The sequence below is a fragment of the uncultured Lactobacillus sp. genome, from assembly GCF_902491705.1.
Classification (GTDB): domain Bacteria; phylum Bacillota; class Bacilli; order Lactobacillales; family Lactobacillaceae; genus Lactobacillus.
The window spans coordinates 31,857-56,440 of record NZ_CABUIW010000001.1 but is presented as its reverse complement, the minus strand read 5'-3'; the positions used below and the strand labels follow the sequence as shown (position 1 = coordinate 56,440).

Genomic DNA, 24,584 nt, shown 5'->3' with positions numbered 1-24,584 from the left:
ATTTTATATTAATTCTATAATAAAAACGATATTTTAGTGAAAATCATATGGATAATAATGTTTACAATCAGACTCAAACTCTTTAACGCTAATAATTTTATTTAAATTATTAAATTCAATCAGAGAAACACCATTAAATTCACTATCTTTATTCTTGTAACAACACTTAAAGTACCATTCTACAACAGCTAAATTTTCAATAGTGATTATGCGTTTTATATCCCAATTTAATACTTTGCCCTTTTTATTCCAATCGTTGAACCAAGCAAGAATTTCTCGTCTATTTCGATAAATTGGACCATAACATTCACTATAGACTGCATCTTTATCAAAATTTTTCTTAATTACCTCATCAGATTGCGCTATCCAGGATTTAAAGTATTCTCTAATTATTTGCGATTTCATACGAAGCACACTTTCCATTACCTTATATTTAAAGTATATAGCAAAAATATAATCTAATTATTAAACCAAGCTTTTAGCTTCGTCCAAAAAATAATTTTTCAAAAGAAATACCCCTAAAGGATTTTCCTTTAGAGGTATTTTTATGATTTCTGTTGATTTCACGCTATTTCTAAGCGTTATACCCTTTAGTATAACGATCTTTAATTATCAGCGCAATATATTACAATGATTTTATTAAATATATCCGCAGAGGATCATTAATTTTCCCTATCCATATAATAAGTTAAATATATCATCTAAATTTAAAGGCTCTATTGAATATGAAATATTATCTCTAACCAAATTACTTAATAGTGTTGTTAGCTGCTCATCATCAATATTTGCAAGATCAATAATAGTTAAGCCATTAGCGAGTATTTTTGCATCTAACCCCATTGCTGTTCTTTTGAAATCGTCAGATGCCATTTTTAAATATTTCTTTGTTTCACTATCTTGGTCAAAAATTTTAGCAATTTTCCTATCTTTCAAAAAAATCACTTCATCTGCATATTCTTGCAAGTTTGCCAATAAGTGTGAAGCCATAATTATTAGTTTATTTTCTGACTTCAGTCTTAACAATTCTTTTGAAATTAATTGAACATTTTGAGGATCTAAGCCATTCATTACCTCATCAAGTAACATCACCGGTGTATCAGCGGCTACCACCATTGCAAAACATAATCTTTGCTTCATTCCCAAAGAATATAACTCAACTTTTTGATTGATATAATTATTCATATTTAGTCTAGAAATAATCTTATCAACATTTCTTTTATCATTGTTCCATAAACTTGCATATAACTTCAAATGATCTTTTCCTGTCATAAAAGGAAAAAGATCACTTTGATCTGGAAAAGCACATATTTTTTTATGTAGTCTTATTACATCTCTTTCATTTTTATAGCGAATCCCCATATATTCAACATAACCTGCTTGTGGCTTTAAATTGTTTAACAACAAATTAATCAGAGTAGATTTTCCTGTGCCATTTGGAGCCACTAAACCAACAATCCTTCCTTGTGGTATTTCTAAATTCAGGTTTTTAAAAATACACTTTTTTCTGAATGAGAACGTTAAATTTTTAATTATTAGCATATTTCACCCTTTAATTAATGAAATGTTTCTGTTCTTATTAAATAGAAACAAACATAACTCAATGACAATAGCAAAGCTTAACAATGAAATTAATCCATCGGTAAAGCCCCATCCTGGTGAATCCATTAAATAGGATAAGTTTCCTGTTAAACTATCTCCAATAGTAAAATAAGTCATTGGTAACTTTTTCAAAAACGGATATACATATCCCATTCCTAAGTAAAAATAGAAAGCTTTTCCACTTATTGCAATTAAACTAGCCAAAATACCTGCTACAAATTCATTATTTATTAAGATCGATAGAAGAATTGTTAATCTAATAAAAATAAAAGTGATCAAAACTGCAAAGATGATGAACTCTAGATAATATTTTCCTAAAGAAACCCAAATGAATGGTACTTTAAAATATAATCTTCCCATATAAAATGTAGTTGTTAAGTTTAAAGATCCTAAGCCTGTTTTAGGTGCTATACACAGTAATGAAATCAAAAACATCATACTAAAATTTATAAGTATTCCAATTTCAACTACTGCTGTTTTTAACCAAACGATTGTATTTTTGCTCAATGGAATATTGTTTAGAACTGTTTTATTTTTATTATCTCTAGTAATAATGTCCACTGAAAAGAAAATTACTATTAATATCAGTAGTAATGTAGTCCATCCCGATAATGAAATACCTAAAACTTGTAGGAACGTCTTTTCTTCAAGAATATTTTTATTTATCGGTGTTTTTGCTGCTAATAAGCCCTTATAGAAATATCGCGTTCTTTGATATCCAAAGTGACCATCCTCACGATAATTTCCATTTTGATAATATTGAACTGGATAATAATAATTTTTATTGTCTTTCATAAAAATCAAAGTATCCATTTTTTCATACCATTTGCTAGTGCTAGCAGTATATACTCTCCAATTATTTTTTCTTAGTGCATTTAAACGTTGAGCATCATATTTAATAATAGTCGGATACGTTTTGGCAGCATCGAGCGCCCCTTGACTCGGATTAAAATATCTATTACCAGCATTAGCATGTTTTATCTCTTTTAATGCTACGTCTAAAAAAGCTTTATCATCCTTATACTCTTTCCTAATACTATATACATCTACTTTTTCAATAATTTGACGATGAGGTACACTAACAAGTCCAAAATATAACGCTAATACTAATGACAATGCATATAGCCCAACATTTTTAGGATTTAGGAAGAATTGCTTTAATTGAAAAATAAAATATTCTTTTTTCATTTACTTCCTCCTTTATTAACACGACTTTTAAACACTTGAATTAGAACTATGGACCAAATAATCAAAATAATGGTTCCAATAAAAATATTTAAAAAATTGCTTCCATTCTTATTAGCATAAAATCCACTAAGCAAATTATTGATATTTAAATAAATAGATGGAAGGAATAATATAACTTTTAATACTTGATTAGACAATAACGACAAAGCATATACAGCAGTAGCAATTAAAAAAGTTAAATATTCATTTTTAAAAACTTGATTAAGAACTAAACATAAACATGTTATAAAAATAGTCATTATAATCGCATATGCTAAGAAAATAAAAATATAGCTCCATAACGGAATAATTTGTATTTTATTTGTATAAAAAACTACAGGATATCTTAAAGATATAAATCCATTACGAAATCCTGCAAACAAGTAAGCGCCAATTATAGATATAATTAATGACATCAAAACAAATAACACATTAATAAATATTTTCCCAAAAACCTCATCTTTTTTAGTGTAAGGAATATCATTTAGTAATGTCTTATGTCTCAGGTTAATCATCCATGAGTCTCCTGAAATAGCTAATATATAAAAAAATAAGAAATTGCCTATTATGGATAATAAATATATTAGATAAGTTGATGACTTTTTATAATTCATTGATATTGGGATTTCATTTTTATATAAGTAATTTACTTGTGCTAATTGTTGCTTAATCTGAAATTTCGAAGGCACATTTAAAGTATGTGCACCTACATAGTTATTTCGATATCCGGCCATCATAGTATTAAGCAAATTTTTATAACTACGAAGATATTGTCTGGGGCTATCAAACATTTCACCATTTTGAAGATTGGCTAATTGTGCAGACTGTTCATTTAAATTATCGTAAGTCGCTTTATAATTCTTTTTTTGCAATGAATTTCCATCAAAATAATTAACATTTACTTGAACAGAATCTCTATAATTTTGCCAAATTTTAACCCCATCACCAATATTCTGCTTTTCTACTATCAGCACGAAAAAGAGTGAAAAAATGATTGTTAAAGAAATTAAACTTATATTCTTTTTAGATTTACATGCAATAGCCATATTGGCTTTAAAATAGGTAAAGTTCATAAGTTACCCCTTTATGAAATAGCATCAACTAATTTGGAATTAATCTTTTAAAAAAAGTATTTATTGTAATTATCAATAAATACTTTTCTTGCTAAACATTATGAACTTAAAATGATTTTTTTCTTAAGAATGTTATATTTGAACGTGCAATGTCATATATGACACTTTGGCAACCCATTAGCGACTTCTTTTGCACCATATTTATTCAAAAAACTAATAATTTCATTTGCTGATTCATCATCACTACTAAAAATTGCCTTATAATAACTAGCTACTATTTTAAAAATTCCAAAATCTAGTAGTGGAGCTAACGAATCAATTATTTTAAATCCATAAACTGCACTATCATACTTTTTATTCAAATAGCAATTATAAAAATAATTTATACAAATAGTTGAGATGACTCTTTGCGTATTTATCGGTTTGTTCTTAATATCGGTTTTCAAAATTTGCTTCATATAATATTCGAGTTCATCAAAATCAAAAATTAACATTGAATTACTAAAAAGCTGTAAAGTAGAAATATTATCTGCCCAATTTTCTACTTCATAAAACTTTCTTTTAATCTTGTTCTTTTCCATTTGAGTTAAAGAACCAATCTTGTTGTTCATAACCGAATTAATAAGTAACGCAGAAATTTTAATATTCTCATCCATATTTGACTTCTGAATTTGATCATTCAACAAAGCTGCTTTTTCCTTATCTTTTTCATTAAAAGCAGCTAGCAATTGTACCTTCAAGTCAGATTTATTTTTTATATGATTATCTTCAGAAACGATTTTTTTAAGAATTTCATCTTCATCAACTTTGTTCAATATTAAAATCTTAAAAAAATCAACTGTACTTATTTTGTTTACTCCACGTTCCACTTTTGAATAAAACGATGTAGTTACTACGCCATGAGTAAATTCTTTTTGAGTTAAACCTAAAGATTTTCGTACTTCCTTTAATACTCTACCAATCGTAATATTATCAATCATATTGTCCTTTTCCCATTTTTAAGTAAAAGAAAAAAGCCCCAATGCTTAGCACTGGAGCTTTAAGCTTATTATTTAAGCACCGTGATATTGAACTAATGAGTAAATATCAACATCAGGTAACTTTTCTCTACCCTTTAAGTCAGGTAATTCAATATAGAATGCAGCACCTACAAGCTTACCACCAAGATTTTCAATCAATTCCTTAGAAGCTCTTAAAGTACCAGCAGTAGCCATTAAGTCGTCACATACAACAACTCTTTGACCTGGCTTAATTGCATCCTTATGCATTTCCAAACTATTTGAACCGTATTCCAAATCGTATGAAGCACGTTCAACTTCTCTAGGCAACTTGTGAGGTTTTCTTGCTGGAACAAAGCCAACACCTAATTCTGTTGCTACAGGACAACCAACAATAAAACCACGTGCTTCTGGACCAACGATTACATCCGCATTTCTGCTCTTAGCATATTCTGCTAATTCATGTGTAGCAGCACGATACAAATCACCATCTTGCAAAATAGGTGTAATATCACGGAATACAATTCCCTTGTTAGGGAAGTCCTTTACACTTGCAATATACTTACTAAAATCAATTGCCATAAGAAGAAAAACCTCCAAAACACTTGTGACCTGTATATTTTACCAAATTTTCGGCATAAAAGCAGTAAAATCTTGATATTTATCTAATTATTCAAAAAATTATTAACATATGTGATGATTTGCTGGGTTGGCATTGTTCTTAATTGTTCTACAAATCTAATTTGAGATTCGGTTGCTCTTAAATATTTAGATGAAGTTAAAGGCTGCTTTTTTGGATGCTGTTCTCCTACTAATTTGCCATCAGTTAACTTAACAAATCCTAATTCAAAGAAAACGCGCAAAATGAACAATACGCTGTCATAATCCAAGCCAAGATATGGTGCCACAGTTCGATAATCATTTGGACTCAATGTAGGGTGAGCATAAATATATTTCAAAACTTTGCCAAAATAACTTTTAGCAGGAATGTGTTCTACTGGTAGTTGATCAAGCAAAAATCGCAAATAAATTTGTTGGTAGTTCTTTTCAAGAGCTGAATTTAATTCAATCTGATTACGTGGTACATCAAGCAAGGCAACCGTTTCACCTGACTTATCATAATCTTTTACCAAACTTATCTTGTCATCACTAACTTGCAGACGATTGCGAACAATTGGAATATTCTTTTGATCAAACAACAAGTAGCGATCCGCAAAGCCCATTACCAATTTTTCTTGGCGCAAATCAATAACTGGTGTAGGAACAGCTAATTTTGGCGAAGCAAATTCAATGCCTTCGATAATTCCCTGGAGTGATACTTTTTTGCGGTATGTATTAAGTGACAATTGCACAAAAACTTTAGCAATAAATGGCAACAAATTATTGTTTAAAAAGTCTTTGTTAAATCCAATTACAGACAAACTGCCACCTTTTTTGGCAACGTTAAACTTAACATGATTCTTATCCTTACCAATCTTGAAGAACTGGGTAATTGTTGGATCAGAGATACTAAAAATCGGTTGTGCATCCCCCGTTCCAAATGGTCCTACTTGGTTTATCTGGGCTAAAGTCTGTGGCGACAACCCCTGCAGTGGCAATTCCATGTCATATTCTTTAGTTTCAAGTCCACCTTCAACGTGGAAGCTACTCTCTAATTTTTCTCTTAAGGCACCAATTTTATCCTCTGTCATTGATAGGCCACATGCAAAATCATGTCCACCAAATTTAGTAAATAAATCTTCCTTTAATGGATTCAATGCATTAAACAAATTAAAGCCAGTAATCGATCTACCTGAACCTTTGATTTCTCCAGCTTCATTTTTAGTTAAAACAATCGTTGGCTTATGGGTCTTTTCCACGATCTTATTAGCTACTAAGCCTAGAACTCCTTCATGAAAATCTGGATCATATAAAACCAGAGTATTTTGCTTTTGCCAGCTATTTTTACGAATTAATTCCATACACTGATCATAAACTTGCGTTGTTAATTCCTTGCGCTGATTATTCAGATCTTCTATCTTGTCAGCAATCTTCTGTGCTTCAAGATCATCGTCACTAAGCAACAATTCAACTGCAAGGTTAGCATTAGCCAGACGGCCTACTGCATTTAGACGAGGAGCAATATTAAAACCAACATCTGTTTCATTAATCGAACCTAATGTTAAACCAGCATTTTTAATAAGAGCGCGCAACCCCGGACGATCAGTTTGATTAAGTACTTCTAGGCCTCTTTTGATAATGACGTGACCTTCCCCGGTTACCTTAACCATATCTCCGATTGTACCGATCATCGCTAAATCAAGCAGTTCAGGCATCGTATCCTGCATTAGGCCACGACAAATCGTATATGCCACACCTGCACCGCAATAATCATCGAAAGGATACTTTTGTCCTGGATAATTACAATGTACGATTGCATAAGCGTCTGGCTTTTGCTCCTGAAAAGTGTGGTGGTCAGTTACAATCGTATCTACACCATGTTCTTTAGCATATTTGACTTCATCGATACCAGTAACACCATTATCTACAGTAATAATTAATTTAGTACCATCTGCAACAATTTCACGATAGCGGTCAATATTAGGGCCATAGCCGTCTTTAAAACGGTCTGGAATAAAGTATAATGCACATCAGCACCTAAGATGCTTAGGGTTTCTGTCATGATCGTAGTTGCAGTAATTCCGTCTGCATCATAGTCGCCATAAATTGTAATTTTTTCACCGTTATCAATTGCTTGATTAATTCTATCAATGGCTTTTTCCATATCATGCATCAATGCAGGATCAGCTAAATCTTCTTCAGTCGCATTAAACCAAAAATCTAGCTTCTCATCACTATCAATGCCGCGTAATGCAAAAAGCTTTGCTGCAATCGGACTTAGCTGATATTTTTCTACCAAACTAGAATCTAATTCTTCAGCTGTTCTTTGTTGCCATTTCATTACTGTATAAACACCCTCATCAAAAACTAAAAGGCACTCACAAGCGAGTGTCTTTATTGAAAATCTATTAATAATTTTAACGCAAATACGATAGCGGTCAAAGAAAGATAATTTTATTTTAAGTTAAAGACCTTCAAATTACTATCTGTGGCCTTCTCGGTTTTAATCAAGTTACCACGAATTGCCCAACGATTTTTACCACCATCAGCACAAGTAATTAAAGTAACAATGTTTTGCTTAGTATTGTTAACTAACCACACAGCAGAAGGATCAACTATCTTCTTCATATAAATTCGATAGACATAAACCTTCTTTAAGTTGGTTAAATAAATTAATTCTCCCTTTTTAACATCTTCTAGTGGAGAAAACAGAATGCCCTTAGCAGTCATATAGTGACCAGCAAGAGGATAATTACCTTGCCCCATCACTTGATCGGCACGCATCGTTCCACCACCAGTAGACATCGCATCATCGGACATCCCTAGCATCATCGGACATCCCTAGCATAATAGGCAAGTGCATATTAACATCAGGAATTGCTAAAGCACCGATTGCACCTGAGGTCTTCTTTATTTGCGACCTCGTGGCCTGTGCTATTCCCAATGACTTTACCTTTTTGAAGTCATACATGCCCTTTTTCTTTTGATTTTGTTCAACCTGCTTTCTGGTTAAACTAGTCAGAGCTGATCGTTGATTATGACTGATCATCTGATTGCCGATTTGCTTATTGAAAATTAAAACTATACCGACAATCAATAAGATGATGGCTAAAATTCTGATTACAATTGTGCTAACAGAGCGTTTTTGTTTATTTTCAGCCATTTTTATTTGCCTTTGATATCATCATCGTTCATCTTAAGAACCGCCATAAAGGCATCTTGAGGCACTTCTACCTTACCCACAGCCTTCATTCTCTTCTTACCACGCTTCTGCTTTTCCAAAAGCTTAGCACGACGATCAGGGTCACCGGTGTGAATCTTCCAAGTAACATCTTTACGATATGGTTTAATTGTGGCACGTGAGATAATCTTGGCACCAATAGCACCTTGAATATCTACTTCGAAGTTTTGTCTTGGAATCAACTTCTTAAGCATTGAAGTCATTTGACGAGCACGGTCTTGAGCTTCACTTCTGTGAGCAATAAAGCTAAGGGCATCGATTGGTTCCTTGTTAAGCAAAATATCGATCTTAACCAAGTCAGTTGCACGGTAGCCAGTGATTTCGTAATCAAGTGAAGCATAGCCCTTAGTTGAAGACTTCAAATCATCGAAGAAGTCGAAGATAATTTCAGCTAATGGCATATTGTAGATAACATTTACTCGGTACTTATCAAGATAGTCCATTGTGACAAATTCGCCACGTTTTCTTTGACAAAGTTCCATTACAGGACCTACAAAGTCATTTGGCACCATGATTTCAGCCTTAACATAAGGTTCTTGAACTTCTTTATATTCACCTGCATCTGGCAAATCTGATGGGTTATCAATAACCTTAGTTGAACCATCGTTCATAATTGCATGATAGTCTACTGATGGTGCAGTCATGATCAAATCAAGGTCAAATTCTTGCTCTAATCTTTCTTGCACAACGTCCATATGCAAAAGTCCTAAGAAACCACAACGGAAACCAAAGCCTAAAGCAGTAGAAGTTTCAGGTTCAAATTCCAAAGCAGCATCATTCAATTGCAATTTTTGCAAAGCTTCCTTCAAATCTTCATAGTCACGGTTATCAACTGGATACATACCAGAGTAAACCATTGGTGGAATTTGACGGTAACCTGGAAGTGGTTCTGCAGTAGGATTATCCGCTTGAGTAATAGTATCACCCACACGAGTTTCACGAACGGATTTAATGTTAGCAGTAATATAACCTACATCCCCAGCAATCAAAATATCCTTCTTAATTGGATGTGGACTTGAAACACCGACTTCAGTAACTTCATATTCCTTACCAGTGTTCATGATTTGAATCTTATCGCCAGGCTTAACTGTACCATCTTCAATTTTGACTGACATTACAACACCGCGATAATCATCGTATTTAGAGTCAAAAATCAATGCCTTCAACGGAGCAGTAATATCACCAGATGGTGCTGGAATATCTTTAACTACCTTTTCTAGCATATCCTTAATGCCTTTACCAGTCTTACCAGAAACCTCTGCAGCTTCAGATGCATCTAATCCAAGCATCTCTTCGATTTCTTCCTTAGTCTTAGGAACATCAGCAGATGGTAAGTCAATCTTGTTAATTACAGGCAAAATTGCTAAATCATCATCAATAGCTAAATATGTGTTAGCCAAAGTTTGTGCTTGAACACCTTGTGAAGCATCAACTACCATCAAAGCTCCTTCACAGGCAGCCAAAGAACGTGAAACTTCATAAGAAAAGTCTACGTGTCCTGGTGTGTCAATCAAGTGGAAGATGTAGTCTTCTCCATCTTCTGCATGATATTTAACTTCAACTGAGTTCATTTTAATAGTAATACCACGTTGACGTTCAAGTGGCATATCATCTAACATCTGATTCTTAAGTTGACGTTGACTTACTGTATCAGTCAATTCAAGAATTCGATCGGCAATAGTAGACTTACCATGGTCAATATGAGCTACGATTGCAAAATTACGAATATGTTTTTGGTAATCTTTTAATTTATTTAAGTCCATAAAAATGTTCACCCTTTTATTTCTGTCTTATTAATTATAGCAAAGGTTGCAAAGCATATAAAATGTTAGAAGACTTATTAACAAAGAAATAGCGAGTTGCAAAATGCAGCTCGCTATCTTTTTATTCTCCGCTCAATTTATCTTTAAGTCTTTCGAAAAAGCCTTTTTCTTTTGGCGTGATTTCACCGCCACCATGATGAACGAAGTTAGTTAAATCTTCTTTTTGTTCTTTGTTAATATGCTTTGGAATAACAACATTAACGGTGATAATTTGGTCACCATTGCCATTACCACGAAGATAAGGTACACCTTTGCCACGCAAAGTAAACTTCTTATTAGGTTGGGTACCTGCTGGAATAGTTAACTTCTCATCACCATGAACAGTCTTAACATCAATTTCATCACCTAATGTAGCTTGAGCAAATGAAATTGGAACTTCAGTATAAATGTTTTGACCATGACGTTCAAAGATCTTAGATGGCTTTACTCGGTAAATGATGTATAAATCACCATATGGTCCGCCATTAATACCGGCATCGCCTTGACCTTGGTAACGTAATTGTTGACCATTATCAATACCTGCTGGAATATCAACTTCAATAGTATTCTTACGTTCAACAATACCTTTACCATCACAAGTCTTACATGGATGTTCAATAATTACACCACGACCATGACATTTATCACAAGTAGTTTGGCGACGAACCATACCAATTAATGATTGTTGAGTGATTGTCATATAACCTGTACCATGACACTTATCACAAGTAATAGGGTGAGTACCCTTTTCACATCCATTACCGCCACAGGTCTCACAAGTTTCTTCACGATTGTAGCTAACTTGAGTCTTTTTACCATTAATGGCATCCATAAAGTCAATCGTCAACGTGTAGTCTAAGTCTTGACCACGTTGTGGTGCTGTAGGATCTACCCTTTGTCGACTGCCTTGACCAAAAATGTCGCCAAAAATATCACCAAAATCGCCAAAGTCTGAAGCATTAAAGCCTGCTCCACCAAAGCCTTGACCAGCTCCGCCACCAAAGCCACCTTGGCCATTTACACCAGCAGAACCAAATTGATCATATTGTGCACGCTTTTGCTTATCATGCAGAACTTCATAAGCTTCGTTAACTTGCTTATACTTTTCTTCAGCTCCGGGTTCATGGTTCAAATCTGGGTGGTATTTCTTTGCTAATCTACGGTATGCCTTATTAATCTCCTGTTCACTGGCGTCACGATCTACGCCAAGCACTTTATAATAATCTTCTTGTGCCATCTATTTGAACTCCTTATGATTCTCAAAAGAAAAGAACTACTCAATGGGTAGTTCTCTTCTCCTTTTGTTTAATTATAAACCCATTACTTGTTTGGATCTACTTTATGGAATTCACCATCTTGGGCACCGCCATTATTTGGGTTACCACCTTGTGGGCCTTGAGGACCTGCTTGTGGGCCAGCTTGACCTGCTGCACCTTGAGCACCACCGTTTTGTTGGTAAAGCTTTACAGCTAAGTCTTGAGCAGCCTTGGATAAAGCATCCTTCTTTTCTTTCATTTCGTCCAAGTTGTTGTCCTTTTGAGCCTTCTTAAGGTCATTAAGAGCATCTTCAACTGGCTTTCTGTCAGCATCTGATAACTTGTCCTTAGTTTCCTTCAAGGTCTTTTCAGTAGTGAAGATCAATTGATCAACTTCGTTACGCAAATCTGCTTCATCTTTACGCTTCTTATCTTCTTCGGCGTGTTCTTCAGCATCTTTTTGCATACGTTTGATTTCTTCATCTGACAAACCGGATGAACTCTTGATAGTGATCTTTTGTTCCTTACCAGTACCCATATCCTTAGCAGATACATTTACAATACCGTTCTTGTCGATATCAAATGTAACTTGAATTTGAGGAACACCACGTGGTGCAGGTGGAATATCAGTTAATTCGAAGCGACCAAGAGTCTTGTCGTCTGCAGCCATTGGACGTTCACCTTGCAATACGTGAACATCTACTGCTGGTTGATTATCTGCAGCAGTTGAGAAGATTTGACTCTTTGAAGTAGGAATAGTAGTGTTTCTGTCAATTAACTTAGTGAAGACACCACCCATGGTTTCAATACCAAGTGACAATGGAGTAACATCAAGCAAAACGATGTCCTTAACGTCACCTGAGATAACACCACCTTGAATAGCTGCACCTAAGGCAACAGCTTCATCTGGGTTGATTGAGTGGTCAGGTTCCTTGCCAGCCCATTCCTTAACTGCCTTTTGAACAGCTGGAATACGAGTTGAACCACCGTTTAAGATAACCTTGTCAATGTCGTTAACAGTAAGACCTGCATCCTTTAAAGCATTGTCAAATGGAATCTTAGTCTTTTCAACTAAGTCACTAGTCAATTCATCGAACTTAGCACGAGTTAAGTCAGCTTCAAGGTGAAGTGGACCAGATTCGCCTGCAGAAATGAATGGAAGTGAGATGTGAGTTGATGATACACCTGACAAATCTTTCTTAGCCTTTTCTGCGGCATCCTTTAATCTTTGCATTGCCATCTTGTCCTTAGACAAGTCAACGCCATTTTCGTCCTTGAAGTTCTTGATAAGCCAGTCCATGATACGGTTATCAAAGTCATCACCACCAAGGTGAGTATCACCGTTAGTTGATAATACTTGGAAGACACCGTCACCTAATTGAAGTACAGAAACATCGAAAGTACCACCACCAAGGTCGTAAACCAATACCTTTTCATCTTGGTCTTTGTTCAAACCAAAGGCCAAAGCTGAAGCAGTTGGTTCGTTGATGATTCTTTGAACGTTTAAGCCAGCAATCTTACCAGCATCCTTAGTAGCTTGACGTTGTGCATCGTTGAAGTAAGCAGGAACAGTAATAACTGCATCCTTAACTTCTTCACCTAAGTAGTCTTCTGAGAACTTCTTGATGTATTGCAAAATGAATGCTGAAATTTCTTGTGGAGTGTAGCTCTTGTCGCCAACATTAACTTTGTAATCAGCTTCACCCATGTGACGCTTGATTGAAACAATGGTGTTAGGGTTAGTAATAGCTTGACGCTTAGCAACTTCACCTACTTGAATTTCACCGTCTTTGAAAGCAACTACAGATGGAGTAGTACGATTACCTTCTGGGTTAGTAATGATCTTAGGTTCTTTACCTTCAAGAACTGCAACTGCTGAGTTGGTAGTTCCTAGGTCAATACCAATAACTTTTGACATTTATAAACTTCCTCTCCTATTGAGCAACTACAACCATAGCTGGTCTTAGTGTTCTATCCTTATATTGATATCCTTTTTGTAAAACCTGAACAACGTGATCTTTTTGATCATCATTTTCAGCTGCTACTGTTTGAACAGCTTGATGTAATGTCGGATCAAATTTAACGCCTTCAGCTTCAATCTCAACAATACCGTGATCTTTCATAGCCTTAGTAAGTGAATCAAGGGTCATTTGAACACCCTTCTTCAATTGCTTAGACACATCATCATCGGCTTTAACGCTTAAAGCTCTTTCCAAATTGTCCATTGCAGGCAAAATGTCTTTAGCTAAGCTTTGAGATTCATATTTGATAAGTTGTTGTCTTTCTTTTGAATAACGATTTTGCATGTTTTGAATTTCTGCTTCGCTACGCAAATACTTATCTTCAAGATCCTTATTCTTTTCTTCTAAATCAGCTATCTTCTTAGCTAATTTTGGATCTTCTTTATCTTTCTTATCTTTTTTAGGCTCTGCTTCTTTAGCCGCTTCTTTTTTCACAGCTTCTTTTGGTGTAGAGTCCTTTTCTTTTTTATCTAAATCTTTTTCACTAGGAAACTCTTCTTTACTCACGGCTAACCTCCTCTATTGAAATTTACCGTAATAATCAAGTAGCTTCTTGGCTAATTCATTTCTAAAGTATTCAAGAAGTCCGATCATTTGTGAATACGGCATATTTGTTGGCCCAAGTAAAGCAATTGTTCCTTTACCATGGGTGCCGACACTATATTCAGCTGTCAGCAAACTATAATTCTTTAATAAATCGTTAGGCATTTCTGAACCTAACTTTACTTTTACTGGATATTTCTCGGTCTTAGGATCTGCCTTACCATCTAGCAAGTTAGAAAATAGATTATCATGATCGATTAACTCATAAAGAGATCTGATATCTTTTACATTATGTTCAGATGTATTATTCAATAGATTAATCTGTCCATCAACATACATCTGCTCACTTGCAGCATCCTTTAACACATCACTGACCAAATCTAGCAGTTCAGTAACATGATCGCTACCAAGCTCATTCTTAGCTAGCTCGCTTAAAAATGAAATATTGACTTCTTTTAAGCTCTTGCCAACCAATTGATCGTTGATCATTCGTACTGCTTTTTCAATTTCTTCACCATGAATATTATGTGGTAAAGCATAAACCTGGTTTTGAACATTACCATCACTTGTAACTAAGATGGCCATTACCTGTCTTAATGACAGTGGCACAATTCTGAAACCAGTGATTGTAACATTCCCACTTTCAGGCCCTTCTGCAAAAGCAGTATAATCAGTCAAATCTGATAAAATACGTGCTGCTTCTTGTACAATCTCATTTACTTGGTGGAAAGGTCGATCCAATTGATTACCGATTGTATTATAAACAGACTCTGGCAACTGCAGTGGTTCAACCAAATTATCCAAATAGTATCGATAACCTTCACTTGAAGGAATTCTACCGCTAGAAGAGTGGGTCTTTTCAATCAAGCCCTGATCTTCTAGAATTGCCATTTCATTACGAATGGTTGCACTTGATACTTTAATTGGTAATTGATTCATCACTGTCTTTGAACCAACGGGCTCATGTGTCTGCGTAAAGTCTGTAATTATTGTTTTCAAAATAAGTTCTTGACGCTCGGTCAACATATTATATCGCCCTCACTTTTAGCACTCACATCTCTCAGGTGCTAACAGATTCTATTATACTAGACTTTAGCAATAATGCAACACGAGTGCTAATTTATTTTGAACTTTTTTCTAGCTTTATTCTTTGTTTAACTACGTGCTCGATAAAGTATTGATCGTGTTCAACTAAAAGCATTGCTGGTTGAACTTCTTTTAGTAAATTAATTGATCTTGATTAAAAACGTCCAAATAATTCGCTGGCTCATCCCACAAATACAAATCAGCTGGTTCTACTAAAGATTTGGCTAAAGCAACACGTTTTTGTTGTCCCATACTCATTTCTTCGATTTTGGTAGTAAAACTTTCTCGTGGAAATCCCATTTTCTTTAAATTATTGAGTAAGTCTTCATATGAAATCTTTTGCTTTTCGGCAAATGACTCTAATGTGCCAGTATATTCAGTAAAATCTTGCGGCAAATATGAAACGGTTAACCCATTGGCTAATTCATATTTACCTTGATATTGAATATCAGTAGCTTTACCAAGTAAAAATTTTAAAAACGTTGATTTACCTGACCCATTTTTACCTTCTAAAGAAACAACGCCCTTGTTTTTGATGATCATATTTAAATCATCAAATAAATGTTTATCTTGTATTTGTAAACTAAGATGCTGCGTTTCTAGCAATGTTTGATGATAGTTAGGATGAAAATTCATCGTTAAAGCTGGTACGTCTTCAATGTTAGTCATTAAGCCTTGTTTATTCTTAATAGCCTTATCCATACGATGTTCAACATTTTTTGATCTCTTCATAACTTTAGCAGCTTTATGACTATAAAACCCTTTATTAATATAGGCATGAATTTCATTATCATGTGCTTTAGCGTTTTTATTATTTTCGGATTTAATAGAATAGCCTTTTAACCGCTGACGACTAGCATTTAAATTATGTATTTCACCCTTTAACTTTTCATTCTTAGCTCGATTAAATTCATCACGCTTATTTTTAGTATCTTCATAGCTAGCATAATTTCCTTGATACAAATGAATTTCAGTGTTTTCAATCGCTAAAATGTGATCTGTTATTTGGTTCAAGAAATCTCGGTCATGACTTACCACAATATAACCTTTATCATGCTCTTTTAAGTACTTTGCCACTTGCAAACGACTTGCCTCATCTAAGTGATTCGTCGGCTCATCAATTAATGGAAATGCATCCCTATCAGTAAATGACAATGCCAACAATACTTTAGTCTGTTCACCACCGCTTAAAGTATCAAAAGGTTGCCACAACAAATCAGGATCCGCATTCATTAAATTCATTTCTCGCTCAAGCTCCCATTGCTCAAAAGTAGCCTGATCTTGTAATTCATACAAAGTAATATTTTGCGGATTTTTAATAGTAATTGGGAAGTAAGAAAAGACAAGATTGCTTTTAATTTCACCTATTCCTCGCAGTTTCTTTCTTAATAAGTTCAAAAATGTAGTTTTTCCTCTACCATTTCTACCTACTAAGCCTAACTTCCAGCTGCTGTCCAAATTTAAGTTCAAATTATTGAAAATATTGTCACTAGCGTCTTCATATCTAAAAAATAATTTTGAAATTTTGATATTGCTCATAAAATCACCTCACGCAAAAAGAGAGTCCACACTTTTTTCAAGAGTAGACTCCCTTCTCTGCATTTTTAGATATGAAAAAAGAAGGATATGCTATTACGCCTAATCTTGACAAAAGTGCATAGTAACCCCCCTCTATAAAAAAGAGTAATTGTTAAACTATGCTTTGTTTTGCAAGATTAAAGACGCAACGGCAATCCTTCTTTCTAAACTTGAATTTCAATTGATGTTTTTAATTTATCATGAATCAAATCATATTTCAATAAAAAAAGAGCTGAATTCTAGTTTCAGCTCTCTTAACTTATTTAGCTAATTTCTTAGTCTTATATGCATAAGAATCAAAATAGTTATTTGCTCCAGTTCCAATTCTTAAAGCAGTAACTTTCTTACCATTACGAGTTCTGGTAACAGGCACATAATAAATACCGTCACCAACAGTTGGCAACCAATTATTTACATTAAAACCTGTCTTGCCCTTGTATTTGTAAATTTCTGCTTGAGAAAGTTTTTGGTCATAAATACCATTATAAAAAGCTCTCTTTTGCTTGTTAGACATCTTATTGATCTTCTTGACCATTTTATCTGTTTGTTTAGCATTCAAAGCTTTAAATAATTTAGCACCTTCAGCAGTGTTCTTGGTAATTACAATCTTATGAAACTTATTAGTTTGCATATCATAGCTATACCACGTACCGCGTGTAGCTTTAGGCGTTACAAATTCCTTTCGAATTCCATAATATTGCTTAGTCTTGGTCGATATGGCACTAACTTTATTAGAATTAACAAAGAGTGAAATTCCTAGTAGTGCAACGAATACGGATAAAAAAGTTAAAAATTTATGTTTCATTTTCTCATCCTCCTTATATTAACTTTGCCTAATAATATTATAGCATTATTTTGCCTCACTTGCAAAATACGCTTTGATTTCCTCTTGATCTTTCTCAAGTTGCTTTTTTAATTCATCCAAACTAGCAAACTTGATCTCTCCTCGTGTATACTTGTACCACTTTATTTTCATTGGCTTACCATACACATCTTCGTCAAAATCAAACAGGTTCGATTCGATATAAATTTTCTTCTCTTGACCGATTGTAACGTTATAGCCAACACTGGTCATCGATTCATACCATTTACCGTTAATTTCAGTCTTAGTCGCATACACACCAATTTTAGGAACTACTTTGTGATCAGCCCAAACCAAATTAGCTGTTGGGAAGCCCAGCTTATGTCCATTTCGCTTGCCATGTCCTATTGTTCCACTCATAACGTAGTGATGTCCCATTAATTCATAAGCAAGATCCATTTTACCGTCTTTAATTGCCTGACGAATTTCAGTAGAACCAATTTTTTTACCGTCAAAAATTTGCTTTGGCATAACTACAATATTGAATCTACCCTTAGCAAAATCAGGAAGGTGATCCATATTGGCGATATCCTTTTCACCATATGTATAGTCAAAGCCCGCAACAACAGTGTCGGCATTTAATCTGACGATTACATTATCGACAAATTCTTGTGCTTTAATTCGACTAAAATCTTTCGTGAAAGGCATAATAGCCAAGTAATCGACACCTAATTCAGCCATTTTATCTGCTTTTTCTTCAAGCGTTTCAAGATATTTAAAATTCTTTTTATCCGCATAAACTTCTTTAGGATGTCGATCAAAAGTCATTACTACTAGAGGCAAATTCTTTTGATCGGCAATCTTTTTTGCTCTCAGAATTAATTTTTGATGCCCTAAATGAACGCCATCAAAAAAGCCGAGAGCAAGTATTATTTTTGAAGATAGAATATTTTCCTTAACTGGATAAGTTAAATGGACGATTTTCACAACTAATTCCTTCGTTTCAATTATTCATTTTGAAGCAACATTAGACTTGGGCAATAGAGTCTCCCTTTGTTCTCATAAATTGCCTTAACTTTTTTATTGTACCTTAAAGCTACTTTTTTAGCATCTGTTTCTAATTTAATCCATGCACCATTTTGCACTTTTTTCCATTGATCTTCTGTTAAGTCAATTGTCTCATAATTTACAAAAAAGGCATCAATTGGTTGAATCAATTCACTTGCTTTTTCTGGATTTGCTTCAATCTCACTTAATTTTACTGCTTGAGAAATATCAAAGCCAGAGCTAGCTGTTCGTCTCAATTCTGTCATAACAGCAGGCTTGCCTAATTTTTCGCCTAAATCGTTAACTAATGATCTAACATATGTACCTTTGCTACATTCGATCTCAAAATCAAAACTTTCTTGTCCTTTTTCTTGATCAAAAACAGGCTCATGCATTAATTGGTAATTATAGACATCAACAACTCGCTTAGGGCGCTCAACAGCAATACCTTCACGAGCATATTCATACAAATGCTTACCATTTACTTTAACTGCTGAGTAAATAGGAGGAACCTGTTCAATTTCACCTTTAAACAAATTCATTCCTGCCTGAATTTCTTCAGAAGTAAAAGGATGATCTAATTTTTCTTCTTTTAAAACAGTACCTGTTGCATCATAAGAATCAGTCGCATAGCCCAAAAGTCCTTTTCCTTGATATTTCTTAGGACGCGTATGCATTAATTCAATTAATTTAGTTGCTTGACCAATTGCTATAGGTAAAACTCCTGTAACTTCAGGATCTAAGGTACCAGCATGACCGATCTTTTTAATATGCAAAGCACGACGTAAATGATAAACAACATCTGCGCTTGTCATATCCTTGTCTTTATCAATAACTAAAATTCCATTTAACATATTTATACCCTATCTACTTAACAAAAAAAGCGCCTTAACGGCGCCTTTTTTACTTACTTGCCCGTTCAGCATCTTGCTTTTTAACTTCTGCAATTAAACGGTCAATTTTACTACCATATTTTACTGAATTATCACGTTTAAAAATAAGTTCAGGAACTTTATATACTGTCAAAGTTTGACCAAGCAAGTGACGCATCATGCCCTTTGCTTTTTCTAAGCCTTCTTCAACTTCCTTTTCTTTTTCGGGATCTTCAGTTAATAAACTATAGTAAATAGTTGCATATGAAAGATCATTCGTGCATTCAACCGCAGTAATTGTAACTTCGCTTAAACGTGGATCACGAATATTCTTACGCAAAATTTTGGTTAATTCACGAAGGATTTCTCCTTCAACACGACCAACTCTATGCTTCATGTTTTCCTCCTAAAATAATTACTTAGGTTCAACTTGTTGCATTTCGTATACTTCGAATTCGTCGCCGACCTTGATATCGTTGTAGTCCTTAATAGTCAAACCACAATCGTTACCTTGCTTAACTTCCTTAACATCGTCCTTGAATCTCTTAAGTGATGCAATTTCGCCATCGTATTTAACGATACCGTCACGAATAACTCTAATCTTAGAATCATTCTTAACTACACCCTTATCAACGAAGGAACCAGCAATTGTACCAACCTTTGAAACCTTCCAAGTTTCACGAACTGTTAAGTTACCAATAACCTTTTCTTCGTAAGTTGGTTCAAGCATACCCTTCATGGCAGCAGTAACATCGTCAATAGCCTTGTAAATGACACTGTACAAACGAATATCAACAGAGTCAGTTTCAGCTTGACTCTTGGCAGTTGCAGTTGGACGAACATTGAACCCAATAATGAATGCGTTAGATGCACCAGCTAAAGTAACATCTGATTCATTAATTGCACCAACGCCTGAGTGAATAATGTTAACACGTACGCCTTCAACTTCAATCTTTTCAAGTGATTGTTGCAAAGCTTCAACTGAACCTTGAACATCAGCCTTCAAGACAATGTCAACCTCTTTCATGTTTTCTTTCTTCATAGTATCAAAGAGGTTATCAAGGGTAACGTGTTGTACCTTTTCACGTGACTTTTGCAATGATTGTTGTGCTCTAGCTTCACCAACACTTCTTGCTGTCTTTTCATCCTTAAATTCAACTAACTTATCAGCTGATTCAGGAACATCGTTTAAACCAGTAATTTCAACAGGTTCAGATGGAGTAGCCTTCTTAACTTGACGACCACGGTCGTTAGTCATAGTACGTACACGACCGAAAGTATCACCAACAACAATTGGGTCACCAATATTAAGTGTACCTTGTTGGATCAAAACGTCGGCTACAGGACCACGACCACGTGACAAACGAGCTTCAATTACAGTACCGATAGCCATTTCAGTTGGGTTAGCCTTAAGTTCCATCACATCAGCTTGGAGCAAGATCATTTGAAGCAAGTCATCAACATTTTGACCAGTCTTAGCTGAAATGTTAACGAAAATTGTGTCACCACCGTAATCTTCAGGAATTAAGTTATACTTCATTAATTCTTCAGTTACATGTTGTGGGTTAGCACCTGGTTTATCCATCTTGTTAATAGCAACAATAATTGGAACGTTAGCACTCTTAGCGTGGTCAATAGCTTCAACAGTCTGTGGCATTACACCGTCATCTGCGGCTACAACCAAAACAACAATATCGGTAATTTCAGCACCACGTGCACGCATATTAGAGAATGCGGCGTGTCCTGGAGTATCCAAGAAAGTAATCAAACGATTATCTAATCTAACTTGGTAAGCACCGATCTTCTGAGTGATACCACCAGCTTCATGAGCTGAAACATGAGTATGACGTAAACGGTCAAGCAAAGTAGTCTTACCGTGGTCAACGTGACCCATGATAGTAACTACTGGTGGACGCTTAACTTGGTTCTTAGACTTCTTTGATTCTTCCATTCTCTTGTTGTAAAGAGTGTCAATATCAGAAATATCTTCATGAACCTTTTGCTTAGCATCGATACCGTATTCAGCAGCTAATAATTCAATCGTATCCTTATCCAAAGATTGGTTTTGGTTAGTCATTACACCAAGCATGAATAACTTCTTAACGATTTCTGCTGGTTCACGGTGAAGTAATTTACCTAAGTCTTGAGCATTCATACCTTCTTCGTAAACTAATACTTCTGGTAATGGACGTTCCTTACGCTTAGTTGGTTGCTTCTTTGGTTTTTGTTCTTGTTGTCTCTTCTTATTCTTACGACGTTTTCTTTCTGAACGATCTGAATGTTCATTACGTCCGTTAAAGAATTGGTTCTTTCCCTTACGGCCTGGCTTACCTGTGTTTCTACCACGACCATTGCCACGATCCTCATCCTTAGGAGCTTCTGGAATAGTAACTTTAGCAGCTACTCTTTCATTAGCTGAAGGTTGATTTTGCTTTAAACGAGCTGGAGATGGCTTTAAAATCTTAGGGCCAATTACTTTCTTTTCAACTGGTTCTGACTTCTTCTTGTTATCGTTGTTAGTTTTCTTATTATTTTTCACTGGTTGTTCTTGTTTTGGATGTTTCAACTGTTCGTGATATTCTTTCTTGGCTTTTTGAGCTTCTTTATTAAGTTGGCCTTCTTCAGCACGTTGCTTTTGCTTAAATTGTTGAAGCAAAGCTGCTGCCTTAGGCTTGCCTGAGTTAGCTCTATTGCCGCGTTCATTTCTATTATCACGATTACGATCATTGTTTTGATGACGCTTATTATTACGTCTTCTTGGCTTCTTAGAAGAATTATTATCTTCTTGTTTCTTTTCATTCTTACGAATAGATGAAACAGAAATCTTGATCTTATTATTCTTCTTGGCAGGAGCGGAGTTTTGGAAACTACTCTTCAATTTTGCAGCCTGTGAATCATCAATTGATGACATATGATTTTTCACATCAAAGCCCAAATCCTTTGCTTTTTGGACTACAACTTTATTATCAGCGCCTACTTCTTTTGCAATTTCATAAATTCTTTTCTTTGCCATCCAATCACACTCCTTCATTTATTCTTTTAACTAATGCCTTAGCAAAACCAGCATCAGTTAATCCTAAAACTTTTCGCTTTTTGCCAATTGCTTTTGACATTTCATCAGCTGAAAATGAGTTTATCATAGGAATATTATTTTTTCTGGCAACGCGATCCACCTTTTCGGCAGTGTTGGCTTGAATATCACTGGCCATCAGGATCACTTTTATTTTTCCTTTATTTGCTTCGGCAATTACAGTTTCAGTACCAGTTGTTAATTTTCTAGCACGCTCTGCTAAACCTAACAAATTAATTGCTTTTTGTCTATTTTGCAATCTTATTTATCACCAAATAATTCTTTTCTTGCCTTTTGATGATCAACATAAGAATAAAGTTCATCGTAAAAGCTGTCTGGAACCTTTGCACCTAAGCTACGATCTAGGACGCGCTTTTCTTTTGCGGCTTCAATCTTAGTTGGATCAAGTGAAACATATGCTCCTCTTCCTGCTTTTTTACCAGTAGGATCGACAGAAACATTCTTTTCTTTATCAATCACAATACGTACTAATTCTTTCTTAGGTTGCATTGTGTCGGTTAATAAATCCTTCCGCATTGGGATTTTTCTTTTTTTCAAAAAATCACCTATTCTTCAGTATTATCTTCTGCAGCATCTGTATCATCTGAAGAAACAGTATCATCAGTTGAAGTTGCTTCTTCATTAGTTGCATCTTGATTTTCATCAGTAGCTGCAGCATCTTCACTATCAGAATCTGATGACTTTTCATCAACAAATTCTACTTCAGATTCTGGACGAATATCAATCTTGTAACCAGTCAAACGTGCTGCAAGACGTACGTTTTGACCCTTCTTACCGATTGCAAGTGACAATTGATAATCTGGAACAATTACCAAAGCACTCTTTTCATCTTCATCATCGCCAAATTGAACAGCAATTACTTCTGCTGGGTTCAATGCATTAGCGATGAAGTCTGATGGATCTTCTTCATACTTAACAATATCGATGTTTTCGCCGCCAAGTTCGTTAACAACGTTTTGAACACGAGCACCCTTTTGACCTACACAAGTTCCTACTGGATCAATGTTAGGGTCATTTGACTTAACAGCCATCTTAGTACGATCGCCTGCTTCACGCGCGATTGAAACAATTTCAACAGTTCCATCATAGATTTCTGGAACTTCTTGTTCAAACAAACGCTTTACCATATCTGGAGCAGTTCTAGATACAGTAATTTGAGCACCCTTAGAATCTGAACCTACATGAGTTACCAAAACACGAATTTGATCTTGTGGGTTGTAAACTTCGTTAGGCATTTGATCATGATGTGGCATTACTGCTTCAACATTGCCAATTTTAACATAAACAAAGCGATTATCACGACGTTCTACAGTACCTGTAACAAGTTCATCTTCATATTGAGAATATTCATCAATAATGTGATTTCTTTCTGCTTCGCGTAAACGTTGCATAATAACTTGCTTAGCAGTTTGAGCAGCAATACGGCCAAAGTTCTTAGGAGTAACTTCGAAACGAATTTCGTCGCCAACTTCATAAGCACGGTTAATAGCTAAGGCATCTTTTAAACTAACTTCCAAACGATCATCTTGAACTTCATCAACGACGGTCTTAACAGCCATAACTTTAAAGTTGCCTTTTCTTTCGTCAAAATCAACTTCAACGTTTTGTGCTTGGTTATAATTCTTTTTGTATGCAGCTACCAAAGCGGCTTTAATTGCATCAACAATAACATCTTGCTTAATGCCCTTAGTCTTTTCCAAGGTAGCAAACGCTTCTAGCATTTCTTTAGACATAAGTTTTTGATCAGC

General features: G+C 34.9%; 20 protein-coding genes and 2 pseudogenes. All 22 read right to left on the bottom strand.

The features are described 5' to 3' along the window. Positions 1-33: 33 nt before the first annotated feature. The 22 genes and pseudogenes from RDN22_RS00260 to nusA all read right to left on the bottom strand — a co-directional run bounded on the left by RDN22_RS00260 (position 34) and on the right by nusA (position 24,569). A complete protein-coding gene (locus tag RDN22_RS00260; RefSeq protein WP_308554742.1) occupies positions 34-405 on the bottom strand; it encodes a nuclear transport factor 2 family protein in 372 nt (123 codons plus the stop codon). A gap of 267 nt (positions 406-672) precedes the next feature. Next, the gene (locus RDN22_RS00255) at positions 673-1,539 is read right to left on the bottom strand and encodes an ABC transporter ATP-binding protein (protein ID WP_308554740.1); all 867 of its coding nucleotides are present in this window, start codon (positions 1,537-1,539) and stop codon (positions 673-675) included. A gap of 3 nt (positions 1,540-1,542) precedes the next feature. Further along, complete coding sequence (locus RDN22_RS00250) at positions 1,543-2,787, bottom strand: ABC transporter permease subunit (protein WP_308554738.1); 1,245 nt, start codon at positions 2,785-2,787, stop codon at positions 1,543-1,545. Beyond that, positions 2,784-3,899: an ABC transporter permease gene (locus tag RDN22_RS00245; protein WP_308554736.1), complete on the bottom strand. Its 1,116-nt coding sequence runs from the start codon at positions 3,897-3,899 to the stop codon at positions 2,784-2,786. The genes RDN22_RS00250 and RDN22_RS00245 overlap by 4 nt, the downstream gene beginning before the upstream one ends. Positions 3,900-4,051: 152 nt before the next feature. Beyond that, a complete protein-coding gene (locus tag RDN22_RS00240; protein WP_308554734.1) occupies positions 4,052-4,879 on the bottom strand; it encodes a helix-turn-helix transcriptional regulator in 828 nt (275 codons plus the stop codon). Between the two features lie 72 nt (positions 4,880-4,951). After that, positions 4,952-5,479 carry an adenine phosphoribosyltransferase gene (locus RDN22_RS00235; protein ID WP_308554732.1) on the bottom strand — a complete coding sequence of 176 codons (528 nt, stop codon included), beginning with the start codon at positions 5,477-5,479 and terminating at the stop codon, positions 4,952-4,954. Positions 5,480-5,562: 83 nt separating this feature from the next. Then, positions 5,563-7,838, bottom strand: a pseudogene (gene recJ, locus RDN22_RS00230) (single-stranded-DNA-specific exonuclease RecJ). Between the two features lie 113 nt (positions 7,839-7,951). Next, positions 7,952-8,660, bottom strand: a pseudogene (locus RDN22_RS00225) (class A sortase). Positions 8,661-8,662: 2 nt separating this feature from the next. Continuing rightward, positions 8,663-10,501 carry a translation elongation factor 4 gene (gene lepA, locus RDN22_RS00220; RefSeq protein ID WP_308554730.1) on the bottom strand — a complete coding sequence of 613 codons (1,839 nt, stop codon included), beginning with the start codon at positions 10,499-10,501 and terminating at the stop codon, positions 8,663-8,665. Positions 10,502-10,622: 121 nt separating this feature from the next. Next, positions 10,623-11,777, bottom strand: a complete 1,155-nt coding sequence (gene dnaJ, locus RDN22_RS00215; RefSeq protein ID WP_308554728.1) for a molecular chaperone DnaJ — start codon at positions 11,775-11,777, stop codon at positions 10,623-10,625. Between the two features lie 83 nt (positions 11,778-11,860). Further along, entirely contained in the window at positions 11,861-13,714 is a 1,854-nt protein-coding gene (dnaK, locus tag RDN22_RS00210) for a molecular chaperone DnaK (protein WP_308554726.1), read from the bottom strand. Positions 13,715-13,730: 16 nt separating this feature from the next. Continuing rightward, positions 13,731-14,324 carry a nucleotide exchange factor GrpE gene (grpE, locus tag RDN22_RS00205; RefSeq protein WP_308554724.1) on the bottom strand — a complete coding sequence of 198 codons (594 nt, stop codon included), beginning with the start codon at positions 14,322-14,324 and terminating at the stop codon, positions 13,731-13,733. Between the two features lie 12 nt (positions 14,325-14,336). After that, on the bottom strand, positions 14,337-15,386 hold the full coding sequence (gene hrcA, locus RDN22_RS00200) for a heat-inducible transcriptional repressor HrcA (protein WP_308554722.1): 1,050 nt from the start codon (positions 15,384-15,386) through the stop codon (positions 14,337-14,339). Between the two features lie 192 nt (positions 15,387-15,578). Continuing rightward, a complete protein-coding gene (gene abc-f, locus RDN22_RS00195; protein ID WP_374043085.1) occupies positions 15,579-16,985 on the bottom strand; it encodes a ribosomal protection-like ABC-F family protein in 1,407 nt (468 codons plus the stop codon). 298 nt (positions 16,986-17,283) lie between these two features. Further along, positions 17,284-17,829 carry a hypothetical protein gene (locus RDN22_RS00190; RefSeq protein ID WP_308554720.1) on the bottom strand — a complete coding sequence of 182 codons (546 nt, stop codon included), beginning with the start codon at positions 17,827-17,829 and terminating at the stop codon, positions 17,284-17,286. A 45-nt stretch (positions 17,830-17,874) separates the two neighbouring features. Further along, on the bottom strand, positions 17,875-18,813 hold the full coding sequence (gene ribF / locus RDN22_RS00185) for a riboflavin biosynthesis protein RibF (RefSeq protein ID WP_308554718.1): 939 nt from the start codon (positions 18,811-18,813) through the stop codon (positions 17,875-17,877). 20 nt (positions 18,814-18,833) lie between these two features. Next, positions 18,834-19,727 (bottom strand): tRNA pseudouridine(55) synthase TruB, encoded by an 894-nt coding sequence (gene truB / locus RDN22_RS00180; protein ID WP_308554716.1) that lies wholly within the window; start codon positions 19,725-19,727, stop codon positions 18,834-18,836. Positions 19,728-19,776: 49 nt separating this feature from the next. Next, positions 19,777-20,142 carry a ribosome-binding factor A gene (locus RDN22_RS00175; protein ID WP_308554714.1) on the bottom strand — a complete coding sequence of 122 codons (366 nt, stop codon included), beginning with the start codon at positions 20,140-20,142 and terminating at the stop codon, positions 19,777-19,779. Positions 20,143-20,160: 18 nt separating this feature from the next. Beyond that, positions 20,161-22,758, bottom strand: a complete 2,598-nt coding sequence (infB, locus tag RDN22_RS00170; RefSeq protein ID WP_308554712.1) for a translation initiation factor IF-2 — start codon at positions 22,756-22,758, stop codon at positions 20,161-20,163. Positions 22,759-22,762: 4 nt separating this feature from the next. Continuing rightward, positions 22,763-23,074, bottom strand: a complete 312-nt coding sequence (locus RDN22_RS00165) for a ribosomal L7Ae/L30e/S12e/Gadd45 family protein (protein WP_308554710.1) — start codon at positions 23,072-23,074, stop codon at positions 22,763-22,765. Positions 23,075-23,076: 2 nt separating this feature from the next. Further along, positions 23,077-23,373: an RNase P modulator RnpM gene (gene rnpM, locus RDN22_RS00160; protein WP_308554708.1), complete on the bottom strand. Its 297-nt coding sequence runs from the start codon at positions 23,371-23,373 to the stop codon at positions 23,077-23,079. An 8-nt stretch (positions 23,374-23,381) separates the two neighbouring features. Beyond that, a complete protein-coding gene (gene nusA / locus RDN22_RS00155) occupies positions 23,382-24,569 on the bottom strand; it encodes a transcription termination factor NusA (RefSeq protein ID WP_308554706.1) in 1,188 nt (395 codons plus the stop codon). Positions 24,570-24,584 lie beyond the last annotated feature (15 nt).

Excerpts from the sequence above, each read along its gene's own strand:
- RDN22_RS00260 (WP_308554742.1), bottom strand. The coding sequence starts at position 405 with ATGAAATCGCAAATAATTAGAGAATACTTTAAATCCTGGATAGCGCAA.
- RDN22_RS00255 (WP_308554740.1), bottom strand. The coding sequence starts at position 1,539 with ATGCTAATAATTAAAAATTTAACGTTCTCATTCAGAAAAAAGTGTATT.
- RDN22_RS00250 (WP_308554738.1), bottom strand. The coding sequence starts at position 2,787 with ATGAAAAAAGAATATTTTATTTTTCAATTAAAGCAATTCTTCCTAAAT.
- RDN22_RS00245 (WP_308554736.1), bottom strand. The coding sequence starts at position 3,899 with ATGAACTTTACCTATTTTAAAGCCAATATGGCTATTGCATGTAAATCT.
- RDN22_RS00240 (WP_308554734.1), bottom strand. The coding sequence starts at position 4,879 with ATGATTGATAATATTACGATTGGTAGAGTATTAAAGGAAGTACGAAAA.
- RDN22_RS00235 (WP_308554732.1), bottom strand. The coding sequence starts at position 5,479 with ATGGCAATTGATTTTAGTAAGTATATTGCAAGTGTAAAGGACTTCCCT.
- lepA (WP_308554730.1), bottom strand. The coding sequence starts at position 10,501 with ATGGACTTAAATAAATTAAAAGATTACCAAAAACATATTCGTAATTTT.
- dnaJ (WP_308554728.1), bottom strand. The coding sequence starts at position 11,777 with ATGGCACAAGAAGATTATTATAAAGTGCTTGGCGTAGATCGTGACGCC.
- dnaK (WP_308554726.1), bottom strand. The coding sequence starts at position 13,714 with ATGTCAAAAGTTATTGGTATTGACCTAGGAACTACCAACTCAGCAGTT.
- hrcA (WP_308554722.1), bottom strand. The coding sequence starts at position 15,386 with ATGTTGACCGAGCGTCAAGAACTTATTTTGAAAACAATAATTACAGAC.
- abc-f (WP_374043085.1), bottom strand. The coding sequence starts at position 16,985 with ATGAGCAATATCAAAATTTCAAAATTATTTTTTAGATATGAAGACGCT.
- RDN22_RS00190 (WP_308554720.1), bottom strand. The coding sequence starts at position 17,829 with ATGAAACATAAATTTTTAACTTTTTTATCCGTATTCGTTGCACTACTA.
- truB (WP_308554716.1), bottom strand. The coding sequence starts at position 19,727 with ATGTTAAATGGAATTTTAGTTATTGATAAAGACAAGGATATGACAAGC.
- RDN22_RS00175 (WP_308554714.1), bottom strand. The coding sequence starts at position 20,142 with ATGAAGCATAGAGTTGGTCGTGTTGAAGGAGAAATCCTTCGTGAATTA.
- infB (WP_308554712.1), bottom strand. The coding sequence starts at position 22,758 with ATGGCAAAGAAAAGAATTTATGAAATTGCAAAAGAAGTAGGCGCTGAT.
- nusA (WP_308554706.1), bottom strand. The coding sequence starts at position 24,569 with ATGTCTAAAGAAATGCTAGAAGCGTTTGCTACCTTGGAAAAGACTAAG.